At 49.7% G+C, this 14,335-nt stretch carries 11 protein-coding genes; 1 reads left to right on the plus strand and 10 read right to left on the minus strand.

Going from position 1 to position 14,335, the window contains the following annotated elements; genetic code table 11:
• Positions 1-229 precede the first annotated feature (229 nt).
• Positions 230-1,129, plus strand: coding sequence for a GGDEF domain-containing protein (locus ABEA14_RS18050; protein WP_345342052.1), 900 nt, complete (start codon positions 230-232; stop codon positions 1,127-1,129).
• 50 nt (positions 1,130-1,179) lie between these two features.
• Here ABEA14_RS18050 and tilS read toward each other — a convergent pair whose 3' ends face one another.
• The 10 genes from tilS to bamA all read right to left on the minus strand — a co-directional run bounded on the left by tilS (position 1,180) and on the right by bamA (position 14,329).
• Positions 1,180-2,559 carry a tRNA lysidine(34) synthetase TilS gene (gene tilS / locus ABEA14_RS18055; protein ID WP_345342055.1) on the minus strand — a complete coding sequence of 460 codons (1,380 nt, stop codon included), beginning with the start codon at positions 2,557-2,559 and terminating at the stop codon, positions 1,180-1,182.
• 169 nt (positions 2,560-2,728) lie between these two features.
• Entirely contained in the window at positions 2,729-3,685 is a 957-nt protein-coding gene (accA, locus tag ABEA14_RS18060) for an acetyl-CoA carboxylase carboxyl transferase subunit alpha (protein ID WP_345342057.1), read from the minus strand.
• A gap of 51 nt (positions 3,686-3,736) precedes the next feature.
• The gene (gene dnaE, locus ABEA14_RS18065; protein WP_345342059.1) at positions 3,737-7,216 is read right to left on the minus strand and encodes a DNA polymerase III subunit alpha; all 3,480 of its coding nucleotides are present in this window, start codon (positions 7,214-7,216) and stop codon (positions 3,737-3,739) included.
• A gap of 11 nt (positions 7,217-7,227) precedes the next feature.
• The gene (gene rnhB / locus ABEA14_RS18070; protein ID WP_345342061.1) at positions 7,228-7,797 is read right to left on the minus strand and encodes a ribonuclease HII; all 570 of its coding nucleotides are present in this window, start codon (positions 7,795-7,797) and stop codon (positions 7,228-7,230) included.
• The gene (lpxB, locus tag ABEA14_RS18075; protein WP_345342062.1) at positions 7,791-8,954 is read right to left on the minus strand and encodes a lipid-A-disaccharide synthase; all 1,164 of its coding nucleotides are present in this window, start codon (positions 8,952-8,954) and stop codon (positions 7,791-7,793) included. Before lpxB ends, rnhB begins: the two co-directional genes overlap by 7 nt.
• Complete coding sequence (gene lpxA / locus ABEA14_RS18080) at positions 8,944-9,726, minus strand: acyl-ACP--UDP-N-acetylglucosamine O-acyltransferase (RefSeq protein ID WP_345342064.1); 783 nt, start codon at positions 9,724-9,726, stop codon at positions 8,944-8,946. The genes lpxB and lpxA overlap by 11 nt, the downstream gene beginning before the upstream one ends.
• Positions 9,727-9,728: 2 nt before the next feature.
• Complete coding sequence (gene fabZ, locus ABEA14_RS18085) at positions 9,729-10,163, minus strand: 3-hydroxyacyl-ACP dehydratase FabZ (RefSeq protein WP_345342194.1); 435 nt, start codon at positions 10,161-10,163, stop codon at positions 9,729-9,731.
• Positions 10,164-10,220: 57 nt separating this feature from the next.
• Positions 10,221-11,252, minus strand: a complete 1,032-nt coding sequence (gene lpxD / locus ABEA14_RS18090) for a UDP-3-O-(3-hydroxymyristoyl)glucosamine N-acyltransferase (protein WP_345342066.1) — start codon at positions 11,250-11,252, stop codon at positions 10,221-10,223.
• 8 nt (positions 11,253-11,260) lie between these two features.
• Positions 11,261-11,758 carry an OmpH/Skp family outer membrane protein gene (locus ABEA14_RS18095; protein WP_345342068.1) on the minus strand — a complete coding sequence of 166 codons (498 nt, stop codon included), beginning with the start codon at positions 11,756-11,758 and terminating at the stop codon, positions 11,261-11,263.
• A gap of 78 nt (positions 11,759-11,836) precedes the next feature.
• Entirely contained in the window at positions 11,837-14,329 is a 2,493-nt protein-coding gene (gene bamA / locus ABEA14_RS18100) for an outer membrane protein assembly factor BamA (protein ID WP_345342070.1), read from the minus strand.
• Positions 14,330-14,335: the final 6 nt, after the last annotated feature.

Here is a 14,335-nt window from a genome sequence, read left to right on the forward strand (position 1 = left end):
CCCCTCAATCAACGCGATTATCTCGCCCAGCCAGGCCACGTTTTATAGGCGGCAACCACTTGCCCCTTTGTAAAAACAATCGGCAAGAATACTCATAAACCAACGTCAAAAGATTGCCGCACACAGCTAAACACAACGCACAAACAACAGCATGCCTATGTAAACAAAGGGGTTATTACATTAGGCACTTTTTTTGCAGATACTCAGACAGATGATGTAGGAGTGTGTTGTGGAAAATCTCTATCTAATTGAAAGTCACAGTGTCAGCGAGGCGGATTTTCGTCGTGCAGCGTATATTCCGCCATTTTCGGCAGATGAGCTGCTCGATAGTGAAAACTTATCTGAGCGCCTGCAAACGACCCTTGAAATTGAAGAGCTGTTGGAGATCTTTGCTGAGTTTGCCGCTAGCCAGGTAAATTTTGCCAGCATGACATTTCACAGAACCGACTTTAAACACGTTGTTGCCTATACAGATCATTCCAAGTTTGCCCACCACTTTGCATTGGCGATAGCCGGCCGGCAGCTGGGCCATATCTGTTACAACACGCTGACAGCGTTGTCACCGCTGCAGCTTGAGCAGTTGGCCAGATTACACAGGCAACTGGTATATCCGTTGAAAAACGCAGTGACTTTTCTTGAACTGAAACAGTCCGCACTAAAGGATGGTCTGACAGGACTGGGAAACCGCTGTGAGTTTGAAGACATTCTGCCGCGGCAGCTGGCTCAGGCTCAGCGCAGTGGCATCAAATTACACCTAATGGTGCTCGACCTAGACAAGTTCAAACAGATTAATGACAAAGAGGGCCACTTGGTTGGCGATGAAGTGCTGACCAGCTTTGCCCGGGTGATCAAACGTTCAATTCGTGAATCAGACAGCGCATTTCGTTTAGGTGGGGACGAGTTTGTCATTTTGCTTTTTGATGGTGACGAAGAAGTACCTGCAACGATCAATCAACGCATACAGGATGGCATGAGAAGCGACTCAACCCTGAGGAAGCTCAAGGTATCCACCAGTATTGGCTGCGCGCGCTTCCGCCCCGCAGACAGTATGCGCACGCTATTTGAACGAGCTGACAGAGCCTTGTACCAAGCTAAGGCGGCAGGCAGAAATTGCCTTAAAATCGCCTGATAAACGAGGCAAACACTCTCCAAGGCCAACGGATTGGCCTCTCCTTTGTGCTACAGACTCGCTTCCAGATTAACGTTAACCCCTTGACCGGCGACTTCAACAAAGGGCTCGCACACAAACAATCCCACCACAGCAGCCAATTCCTCACCGTAGAAAAGCAAAGGCACCTGATCCCTTAACCAGGGCGGTACGCCATACTCATGAAGCAGTTTCTTAAGAGACCGACTGCCAGAGCGGCCTGCGGGTTTACATTGAATTGAAGTAGCAGGAGAGCGAAACCTGACTGTCACCACCTCTGCGTCACTCAGCGGCAGGCGCAAACCAATCGATGAATCGCTCTTTACTTTGTCAGCGTGCAACCAACCGAGACTGCAAGGTAATTTAAGTGGCTCAGACATATCCCAACAAATGACCTCGTTACTCAAATCAGACACAGGCTGAGGCTCAACTAACCACAGCAAGTCGCGATATCGACGCACAACCCATCCCTCGCCCTGTAGTTCTGGCGACGCGTCTGCGCGCGCATACAACAAATCGGGTAAGGCAGACGTAAGCTTCGCTTCGTTAGGCATCAGAGCACGATGCAACTTTAACCAACCTCGAAACAGTGCGCGTTGTTTCAACGTTGATTGATCTCGTAGATAAATGACTGACAACTGCCCGGGTCTTTCTGACTGGCCTGGAACTCCGCCCATGGCTCGCATTAAGTCATCCTGAAGCAACTCATCCACTAATTGCTCTTGTTCGGTACACAGTTTTGCGCTGCGGGAGATGGTGGCATCGATGGCCGGCCATCGTGTCCGAAGCAGAGGCATTATCTGATGGCGTAAAAAATTACGGTCAAAGCCTTGGTCAAAATTACTTTCATCTTCCACCCAGGCGATCGATTTAGTGGCCAAATACGCCTCTAAGCCCTGCCTGCGAACCTCCAAAAGCGGCCTGCCTACCCACAACCCCTCTCTTACTTCAGAGATCGATGCCATCGCTGCCAATCCAGTTGGCCCTGAGCCGCGCTGAAGCCTCAACAGAAAGGTTTCAGCCTGATCATCCTGATGGTGCCCTGTTAACAGTAGTTCGTTGGATGAAACGGTCTCCTGCAACGCTTGGTAACGCGCAGCGCGTGCTTCCTGTTCCAGGCTGAGGCGAGCGCCCTGCCTCGGAATAACGTGACGAACGGCCAGCTCAATGTCTAGATGTTCACACAGTGATTGGCAGCTGTTTTCCCAATCTGCCGCATTCTTACTTAAGCCATGATTAATATGCACAGCTTTGATTGGTAGTTGCAACCAGCCTTGACGACGAGCATCCGCAACCAGATACAGTAGAGACACCGAGTCCAAGCCACCGCTTAACGCAACCCAAAGACAATCGGGCTGGCGGGTAGCAATCAAGTAATTCAGTGAGGATTCAAATGCTGACTTCAGTTCCATAACAGGCAGTGTACTCAGCTACCGGTTGTAATGACAGGTGCAAAAAATAGCGTGATAACAAGAACAATGATAAGCGTGATAATAAGAGAGAAGAAATCATAATTCGTAAGATCAAAAATGGGCGCCTAAGCGCCCATCTATCTACCTGGCCATGTTACTTGGTGGCAGTTTAGCAGTAACCGTAGCCCATCAGGCGCTGGTAGCGCTCTTCAAGTAACTGGTCCGTGCTCATCCCTTTTAATACCTTAAGGTCTTCCAGGATCTTGCTACGAAGCGTTTCGGCCATCGTATCTGGGTGACGATGGGCGCCGCCCATAGGCTCTTCTAACACTGAATCAACCAACTTCAACTCATGCAAACGCTCTGCAGTAATACCCATGGCATCCGCTGCCAGAGGTGCTTTTTCAGCACTCTTCCACAGAATTGATGCACAGCCCTCTGGCGAAATCACTGAGTAGGTACTGTTTTGTAGCATGTTAACGCGGTCGCCCACACCAATCGCAAGCGCTCCACCAGAACCACCTTCACCAATCACGGTACAGATAATCGGTACCTTAAGGCCGGCCATCACTTTCAGATTGCGAGCAATAGCTTCACTCTGACCACGCTCTTCAGCGCCAACACCCGGGTAGGCACCTGGCGTGTCGATAAAGGTAATGATTGGCATATTGAAACGCTCAGCCTGTTCCATCAGTCGCAGCGCTTTGCGGTAGCCTTCCGGTTTGGGCATACCAAAGTTACGGCGGACCTTCTCTTTGGTTTCACGGCCTTTCTGGTGACCGATAACTACTACTGGTTGACCGTCGAGGCGTGCAGTACCACAAACAATCGCTGGGTCATCAGCAAAAGCACGGTCACCCGCTTGCTCATCAAACTCGGTAAAGATGAGAGGAATATAATCCAGGGTATATGGGCGCATAGGATGACGCGCCAACTGTGATACCTGCCAAGGGCCTAATCCAGAGAAAATCTTCTTGGTCAGCTCATCGCGCTTTTGGCGTAAACGGCTGATCTCTTCTTCCAGATCGATATCCACTTCGGTGCCTTTGGCAACCAGTTGCAGCTCTTCGATTTGCGCTTCTAACTCGGCAATCGGCTGTTCAAACTCTAAAAAATTCAAGCTCATCGCTTCTCTTACCGCAATCAGGCCTCATCCGGGAACTATAGGATGAGACGATTAAAATTCCAACTCGACCTGTTCTGCGCCGAGCATTTCTCGTAATTCGTAAAGCAGCTTATCGCTGGGCGTAACTCGCCATTGCGTACCCAACGTCAGGCGGGCCTCAGCTTCGGCTCGCGTGTAGTGCAGATTGACCGGACATACGCCTTGCCAATGTTGCTGCAGAATCTGTTGTAAACGCGTTTTGCCCTGAACATCTAATTGTGCTTGATTGACTTTTAATAACAAGCCTTTGGCATATTTTTCACGCGCTTGTGAGATGTCCATGACATCCCGGGCGGTCATTCTAAGTCCACCAGAGAAGTCATCAAAGCTGACCTCTCCTTCGACCACCAAAATGCGATCTTTCTCCAATAACTCCTGATATCTTTCAAATGCTTCGGAGAACAACATCACATCCATACGGCCGCTCTTATCATCAAGTGACAAAAGCCCCATACGATTGCCTTTTTTGGTCATCATCACTCGCACACCCAAGACAAGCCCGGATGCAACCGCAGTCTTACCCCGCCCTGTGGGTCGCAAGTCAACCAAGCGGCCTGACGCGTAGTGCTTTAGCTCTTTCAGGTAACGGTTGATGGGGTGACCAGTCAGATATAAGCCGAGCGTTTCACGCTCGCCTTCCAACCAAACCTCTTCAGGCCATTTCGGCACTTCAATAAAGTGCTGAGTCACATGTTCATGTTCACTGGCCAGCAAGCCAAACAGGTCGTCCTGACCTTGAGATTGCGCTTTATGGTGCTGGTCAGCGGCCTTTAGTGCATCAGGCAACGTCGCCATCAATGCGGCACGATGAGGGCCCAGGTTGTCCATGGCACCGGATTTGACCAGCTTCTCCAGGATCCGTTTATTGATCCGTTTAAGATCTACCCGCGCACAAAAATCGAAAAGATCCTTGAACGAACCGCCGTGCTCTCGTGCTTCGATAATCGCTTCAATTGGGCCTTCACCGACCCCTTTGACCGCACCAATGCCATAAACGATGGCACCCTTCTCGTCGACGCTGAACCGGTACTGACCTTCGTTAACGTCTGGCGGCCTGATGGTTAACCCCATGCGGTTAACTTCATCCACCAGGGTGACGATCTTGTCAGTGTTATCCATATCCGCCGACATTACGGCGGCCATAAACTCTGACGGATAGTGGGTTTTCATCCACAACGTCTGATAAGACACCAAGGCGTATGCGGCAGAGTGTGATTTGTTAAATCCGTAACCGGCGAACTTTTCCACCAGGTCAAAGATCTTCATCGCCAATTCTGGGTCGATGCCGTTATCGCTGGCGCCGCTCTCAAAGGTCGAGCGCTGTTTGGCCATCTCTTCGGGCTTTTTCTTACCCATGGCTCGACGCAGCAAGTCAGCGCCACCCAGGCTATAACCCGCCAGAACCTGGGCGATCTGCATCACCTGCTCCTGGTAGAGAATAATACCGTAGGTGGGCTCCAGGATCGGCTGCAACGACTCATGCTGGTAGGTTGCATCCGGATACGAGATATCTTCTCGACCCAGCTTACGGTCAATAAAGTTATCGACCATGCCTGACTGCAGCGGTCCCGGTCGGAACAGCGCCACCAATGCAATCATATCTTCGAAGCAGTCGGGCTTGAGGCGTTTAATCAGGTCCTTCATGCCGCGAGATTCGAGCTGGAATACCGCGGTAGTCTCTGCTTTTAGCAAGGTTTTAAAACTTGCCGGGTCATCCAGCGGGATCGATTCGATCCGCTCATCTTCCAGCCCTTGTTTTGCCCGCGTGGCATTTACCATATCCAGTGCCCACTGAATAATGGTCAGCGTACGCAGACCAAGGAAGTCAAATTTAACCAGCCCCGCGGTTTCAACGTCGTTTTTGTCAAACTGAGTAACCGGGTTCTTACCCTCGTCATCACAATAGAGCGGCGAAAAGTCCGTGATCGTCGTAGGCGCGATAACCACGCCCCCAGCGTGTTTACCAGCGTTTCGTGTTACCCCTTCAAGGATCCGCGCCATATCGATCAGCTCACGAACCTCTTCGTCAGCATCATAGATTTCGGGAAGTTTAGGTTCGACTTCAAACGCCTTTGCCAGGGTCATGCCCGGATCACCAGGCACCAGCTTTGAGATACGGTCTACGAAGCCATAGGCATGGCCAAGTACCCGGCCAACATCTCGAATCGCCGCTTTGGCCGCCATAGTACCGAAGGTAATGATCTGAGATACCGCCTGGCGACCATATAGCTCTGCCACGTGATCAATTACTTCATCTCGCCGATCCATACAGAAATCGACGTCAAAGTCCGGCATCGAAACACGTTCAGGGTTAAGGAATCGCTCGAAGAGAAGGTCAAATTCGAGTGGATCAAGGTCGGTAATTTTTAATGCATAAGCCACCAATGAACCAGCACCGGAACCCCGCCCCGGTCCCACCGGAATATTGTTGTCCTTACTCCACTGGATAAACTCGGCAACGATCAGGAAGTAACCAGGGAACCCCATCTGGTTAATAACGCCCAGCTCAATATCTAGGCGCTCATCGTATTCAGGGCGCTTCTCTGCTCGTTCTTTTTCATCAGGGAACAAAAACTCAAGTCGTTCCTCCAGCCCCTCCTCGGATACCTTGACCAGATAGTCCTCTGTCGTCAGGTCGCCCGTAGGGAAGTTAGGAAGGAAGTACTCGCCTAGGCGAACTGAAACATTGCAGCGTTTTGCAATCTCGACACTGTTGCTCAGTGCTTCTGGAATGTCGCTGAACAGTTCACACATCTCATCTTCATCACGAAGATACTGTTGTTCACTGTAGCGTTTGGGACGGCGCGGATCTTCAAGGGTAAAACCATCGTGGATTGAAACGCGCACCTCATGCGCCTCAAATTGGTCTGGTTCGAGAAACACCACTTCATTGGTGGCCACCACAGGCAATCCCATTCGCCCTGCAAGGGCAACCGCTTCATGCAGATAGGTTTCTTCTTCAGCACGCCCTGTGCGGATCAGTTCCAGAAAGTAGTTTTCTGAAAAATGCTGCTGATAAAAGGCTAAAAGCTCATCGACCAGCGCGTGGTTGCCTTTGAGCAATGCTTTACCAACATCCCCTTCCCTGGCCCCAGAGAGCAGGATGAGCCCTTCTGCGTGCTCAGCCAACCACGCCTTGTCCACCACAGCACGCCCAAGAAAATGACCCCGCTGATATGCCTTTGAAATCAATAACGTCAGATTTTTGTAACCTTCATTATTGGCGCAAAGCGCGGTCAGGCGGCACAATTCTTCAGGAAACTCTTCAACGTTAACCCAGAGGTCGGCACCAATGACAGGTTTAATACCATTGCCTTGGGTATTGCCATAGAAACGAACCAGACCACACATATTCATCTGGTCTGTCACCGCGACGGCTGGCATGCCTAACTCTTTTACCCGGTTAACGATAGGCCCTACTTTCTTGAGGCCATCGCACATGGAGAAGTCACTGTGAACGCGGAGGTGGATAAATCTTGGATCAGCAGTCATAAAAATGCTCGTTATGACATCGCGTCGATAATACGTTGAACCGGTTTAAAGCTTCGGCGGTGTTCAGGTGTCACACCCAAGGTTTGAATCGCTTCTAGGTGCTGTTTGGTCGGATATCCCTTGTGTTTGGCAATGCCATAGCCTGGGAAACGCGCTTCAAGTTCAACCATCTCTCGATCTCGCGTCACCTTGGCAACAATCGAAGCCGCGCTGATACATTCAACGGTACCATCGCCACCCACAATCGCTTCGGCGACCATCGGTAACTCAGGACAACGGTTACCATCAATCAGCACTTTTTCTGGCGTTTCAGATAAGCCAGCCACAGCGCGCTGCATCGCCAGCATAGTGGCATGGAGGATATTGAGTTGATCGATCTCCGCAACGCTTGCCCGCCCAACAGACCAACACAAAGCGCGCTCAATGATCAAATCATAAAGTGCATCGCGCTTCTTTTCAGAGAGCTTTTTGGAGTCATGTAATCCCTCAATTGGCCTGGCAGGATCAAGTATCACTGCAGCGGTTACCACATCACCTATCAGGGGGCCACGGCCAACTTCGTCCACACCAGCAATTAACATCCGTTCTCCAATAAATTCTGTACTACATCTGCGGCTCTCTCGCTGGCATTTTGCCTTAAAGTCAGATGCTGCGCTCTAAATGTCTCTGTGAGTTGTGAACAATCCTGGCTCAATTGTTTGTGCAGGGTGTCGGCAAGCGCTTCCGGTGTCGCATCGTCTTGCAGCAGCTCGGGCACCAGAGGCGCATCGGTGAGCAGATTGGGCAAAGAGACATAGTTCACTTTCACCAACCGTTTCGCGAGCCAGTAGGTCATAGCGCTCACTTTATAAGCAACAACCATGGGGCGATTCACCAACATCGCTTCCAGCGCTGCTGTTCCCGAGGCCAGCAGAATTGCATCAGATGCCGCCATGACCTCCCGGGACTGCCCATCAAAGGTGACAAACAAGCCTTTTGCACCGGGACTCTGTTCAATAAACTGCTGAAATTGTGCTTGCCGCGCTTCATTGGCTAACGGCATCGCGCAGACCAGATTTGGTAGCTTCTGTCGCAGCCGCGTGACAGTCTCGACAAACGTCGGCAACAAACGCTCCATTTCGCCGCCACGACTGCCCGGTAACACCCCCAGCACCAACGCATTTTCAGCTAAACCTAGCTTTTTGCGTGCCGCTAATTGAGAGCTATCGAGCGGAACGTCATCCGCCAACGGATGGCCTACAAATTCGCAAGCTACCTGATGTTTGTCGTAGAACGCTTTTTCAAACGGCAGCAGCGACAGCACCACATCCGTGGCTTTGTCTATCTTGAAGATACGTTTTGGCCGCCATGCCCAAACCGTCGGGCTGACGTAATGGACAGTTTTGATCCCCTGCGCTTTAAGCTTGGCCTCAACACCCAGATTAAAATCTGGCGCATCAATGCCAATAAACACATCGGGTTTGAGTGCCAGCAGCCTTTTAACCAGTTGGCTACGAACTTTCAGTAACTCAGGCAAATGTTTGATTACTTCAAACAATCCCATTACCGAAAGTGTCTCCATCGGAAACCAGGAATCAAACTCCTGCTCCAACATGCGGGGACCGCCGATGCCAACAAAGTTTGCGTTTGGATATCGTTTTTTGAGTGACTTGATAAGACCAGCGCCGAGGATGTCTCCTGACATCTCCCCGGCAACAATGGCGATATTAAAGGGGCGGTTTCCCGCCTTATCGGACAATGCCACGCTCACTGGCCAGGATGAAGTCTGAAAGCGCTTTCACTTCGGGGTGCTCTTCAGCCATTTCCTGCAAAACAGGCTTCGCTTCTTCCAAAGTGAGATTCTTACGATATACCGCCTTGTAAGCACGGCGGATAGCCATGATAGCTTCTTTGCTGAAGCCACGGCGTTTCAGGCCTTCACTATTGATACCATGGGCATGGTCATCACGACACATAACATAGGTTGGCACGTCTTTATGCACCGTTGAACCACCGGCGATAAAGGCGTGATCACCAATTTTCACAAACTGATGAAATGCCGATAGCCCGCCGATAATGGCGTGGTTACCCACTTTGATATGGCCCGCTAGTGTGACGTTGTTAGCCAGGATCACGTCATCACCGACAATACAATCATGAGCGATATGGACGTAAGCCATAAACAGGCCACGGCTACCGATTTTTGTGATCCCTTCATCCTGAACCGTACCACGATGAATAGTCACACACTCGCGGATAACATTGTCGTCGCCTATCTCCAGCTCAGTGGGCTCACCAGCATATTTTTTGTCCTGGCAATCCTCACCAACAGAGGCAAACTGGAAGATACGATTTCTTTTACCGATACGCGTCGGGCCTCTCACAACCACATGAGAACTGATCACCGTATCGTCACCGATGCTTACGTTATCTGCGATATAAGAAAAAGGACCAATCTCTACATTGGCACCAATGACTGCCGTAGGTTCAACTACAGCAGTTGGATGTATCTTAGCGGACTTGTCTATCACCCTTAGGCCTCGCGACGTGCACACATGATTTCAGCAGAACAAACTACCTGACCTTCCACCTTGGCTACACAATCGAACTTCGCCATCCCGCGACGCTCTTTTACCAGTTCCACTTCCAAGACCACAGTATCACCAGGAACCACCGGGCGCTTAAAACGCGCATTGTCACAAGATGCAAAGTAGTAGATGGTATTTTCAGTCGGCTTATCTACCGACGTTTTGTATCCCAGAATACCGGTTGCCTGAGCCATCGCCTCAAGGATAAGTACGCCTGGAAAAACCGGTTTCTTTGGGAAATGACCAGGGAAGAAGTGCTCGTTATACGTCACGTTCTTAATCGCGTGCAGCCACTTACCTGCTTCATAATCGAGAACTTTGTCGACCAAAAGAAAAGGATAACGGTGTGGTAGATGATCCAGGATATCCTGAATATCCATAGTGTTCGCGTCAGACAAAGTACGCTCCTTAAATTCTGTTAACTAATAGCGACGAATTCAGTCGTCGCCTTTCAATGCGTTCAGTTCCGATTCCAGCGCTTTAATACGCCGGTACATCTCATCCAGCTTGGGGAACCTGGCGGCATTTTTACGCCACTCTTTATTTGGCAGAGTGATGACACCAGAGCTGTATACACCCGGCTCTTTTTCGCCACGCATCACCATACTCATTCCAGAGTAGTGCACATTATCGCCAATTTCGATGTGGCCATTGACTACGGACGCGCCACCGATAACACACTGTTTGCCAACCTTGACGCTGCCAGCAAACGTTGCCGCGCCAGCAATGGCAGTACGATCACCAATTTCAACGTTATGGGCCACATGACAATGGTCGTCAATAATGACCCCGGCACGAATGATGGTGTCATCCAGCGCCCCACGATCAATAGTTACCAATGCGCCAATTTCCACATTGTCTTCGATGATCACTCGACCCGTCTGTGGGATCCGTACCCAGTTGCCTTTATCGTTGGCGTAACCGAAACCATCAGCGCCAACTACTGTACCACTATGTATGCGACAATCTGCTCCGATTACCGTGCGGTGATAAAGGGTTACGTTGCTGAAAATGTGCGTATTTTCACCAAGTTTAGAGTTATGCCCAATATAGCTATTAGCGCCGATGACAGCGCCGTCGCCGATCTCAGAACCTGGTTCGATGACCGCATGAGCACCTATCGAAACGTTAGAGCCTAACGTAACCCCATCAACCACGGCACTTGGGTGTATGCTGCTGGCATGTGCAGGGGACGTGTCCAAAAGCTGAGCGGCTAATGCATAACCAAGGTAGGGATTAGCCATGACCAGGGCATTGCTGTTTACTTCTTCAGCAACATCAGGGCTTACGATAACTGCTGTGGCTTTTGCTTCTTTCAGGTGCGTTTTGTACTTGGGATTTGTAAGAAAGGCGACCTGGTGGTCGCCTGCCTTGTCAAGCGAGGCGATAGACTCGACCTCTGCTTGAGGATCCCCCTGTAACTCGGCGCCAATATGAGCCGCCAACTCAGAGAGTGTAACTTTGGACATAGATTTCCTTACTGGGCTTTCGCCAGCTCGGCGATCACCTTGTCAGTGATATCTGTATTATCAGCAGCAAAAACCAGCGCGTTGGTATTGAACACCATGGCGATACCTTCTGCAGTTGCAACCTTATTAATTGCTGCCTGTACTTTCATGAGCAGCTTATTTCGTTCGTCCGCCTGACGGCGACGATTGTCTTCTTCCAAAGCTTTGGTTTTAAGCTCGTACTGAGACTTTAACGCTTCAAGTTGGCGTTCAAGCGCAATGCGCTCATCTTCGCCCATTAAAGCACCATCTTTCTGTGCTTTCTGAACGATTCCCTGCATCTCACCTTCCATGCGCTTAATCTCTTCAACACGGTCGGCGAATTCGCGCTTAAGGAGTGCGCCAATTTCATCCTTCTGAGGCATCTCCTGCAGAACTTTTGGCATATTGACGTAGGCAACGTCTGCTGCCGCTACATTGGAAATCAAAGCAATTGCTGCCAAGGCAGCGAAAAACAGCTTTTTCAAAGCATGCTCCTTAAGTTTTGTAATAGGCTTCCTAACAGCCCGTAAATCTAGCACTTCCGATAATGTGATACCAGCGGACTAGAAAGTCTTACCAATATTGAACGAGAACACTTCTGTTTCGTCGCCTTCGTAGTCTTTAACAGCTTTCGCCAGGCTGAATACCATAGGCCCCATGGGCGATACCCATTGGACAGAGATACCTGCAGAAACTCGCATTCTACTGGGATCAGAGTAGTCATCGATTTTTGCAAATTCTTCAGGTGAAAGATCTCGATAGCTATCATAGTCAAATTCTGTATCCCAAACGTTACCTGCATCAACAAAGAAGCTGGAACGGACAGAGTTGTTATATGACTCATCCAAGAAGGGTGTCGGGACAAACAACTCAAAAGTTGCCATAGCCATCGCATTACCACCAAGTGAGTTACTACTTGTACTGATTAAATCATCTTGGGGACCTGGCAGAATCGAGTCGCTGCCTCCGCCAGGGTTTGGCGAACCTGGAATATTTTCTGGGTCTGGGTACCTGATAACCCCACGAGGACCGACAGAGTTTGAACGGAAGCCCCTTAGCGTGCCAGAGCCGCCCCCCCTAAAGTTCTCCCAGAACGGTAAGATTTGATCATTGCCATCCTTGTCGCCATAACCGTTACCGTAACCCAAGCTGGTTTTCACCATAAAGCTGAAGTCTTGTTTTTGAGTTAGCGGGAAATACCAGCGACTTTCATAGTTCAGCTTGAAATATTGCAAATCACTACTTTCAGGTGTAGTGACTTTTCCACCCACGGTGTGGCGATAGCCTGAGGATGGGAATAAACCTCTGTTCAACTTGTTACGAGACCACTGGGCATTCAAATCGAACGTATCAAACTCGAGTTTGGCATCCGGGTCATCTGTGTCCGCGTAAATTAAGAAGAATTGCTGGATCTGATCGTAGGGATCCAAGTTGGACAATTCATTGTGGCGAAAACCAACGCCAAAGCTCAATCGGTCATATTCGTTCAGCGGGAAGCCCAAGTTACTACTTACACCATATGAGTCATTGTTGTAGTTGACCAAGTTAGCATCACCCGCATCGAACGAGCTGTAGAAAACACGTCCGCCTAGTGATACCCCATCTTTAGTAAAGTATGGGTCGGTATAAGAGACATCGACTCGCTGTGAATATGTATTTTGGGAAACATTAAGAGAAACACTGTTCCCTGTTCCCATAAAATTCTTTTGAGAAATACCACCCTGTAGGCTGACACCACTGCCAGTACCGTAGCCTACCCCGGCGTTAAACGAGCCAGTCTGCTGCTCTGTTACTGTCCAGTCGACATCAACGATATCCTCACTACCCACTAATCTGACTACTTCATAATTGGGATCGGCAAAGAAACCAAGACGATTTAATCGTGCTTTTGATTGTTCAAGAGCAGCTTCTGACAGCCACGCACCTTCCATCTGTCGCATTTCTCGGCGCAACACCTCATCTTTAGTGATGTGGTTGCCGGAGAAATTGATACGGCGCACATAAATTCGAGCTCCGGGCTCAACGTGAACAGTTAGCTTAACAGTCTTGTCTACATCATCGACTTCTGGGTAAGTACTAACCTTTGGATACGCATAACCAAAACGTCCCAGATAACGGCTGATGGTTTCTTCTGCATAGGTAACCTCAGCTGCGCTGTACAGGCTACCCTCTTTAAACGGAATCAGAGCGCGAATCAGTTCGTCTTTTCCTACCAGGTTACCGGCAACTTTCACTTCTGAGACGTTATAGGTCTCTCCCTCAGAGACGTTGATGGTGACGTAGACAGCTTTCTTATCTGGTGTCAACGAGACCTGTGTCGAATCAACGTTGAAGCGGATATAACCTCTATCGCGGTAGTAACTGGTCAGGTTTTCCAAATCGCCACTTAAGCGTTGCTTCTCGTAGCGCTCAGAACCGAAAAAGTCCCACCAAGGTACGTGGTCTGTGAGCTCAAATAGTTCTCGTAACTCTGCTTCAGGGAAAATGCGGTTACCAACGATATTAATCTGCTGGATCTTAGCCGCATCACCTTCATTGAATACAATTTTCAAATCAACTCGGTTTCGCGGTAACGGCGTGACAAATACATCAACTTTTGCGGTGTACTTACCCACACCATAATAGAAGTCTTCCAACCCTTTCTCGACATTGGCAATGATACTTCGATCTAAAGGCTCACCGACCTTAATACCGTTACCGGCAAGACTTTCTTCCAACTTTTCATCAGGAATATCTTCATTACCGCTGAACACGATATTACTGATAGTTGGGCGTTCTGCTACACGGATAAGAAGTACATCACCATCTCGCAGCACCTGGATCGACTCAAAGTGGCCAGACTTATTCAGTGACTTGATTAATTGAGCCACACTGAGTGGTGTTACCTCATCACCGACACGCACTGGCACATGCAGCAGTGCTGCACCCAGAGCAACACGTTGCAGCCCTTCAATCTGAATATCTTCAACAACAAAAGATGAAGAAGATGCCGATGCACTTGCAACAAAAGATGCGCCAAGCAGGCAGAGTGCGGAAAGCGCTTTACGAAACCCCATTGAATT

Origin of the sequence: Corallincola platygyrae (genome assembly GCF_039544265.1) — a bacterium.
Taxonomy (GTDB): Bacteria; Pseudomonadota; Gammaproteobacteria; order Enterobacterales; family Neiellaceae; genus Corallincola; species Corallincola platygyrae.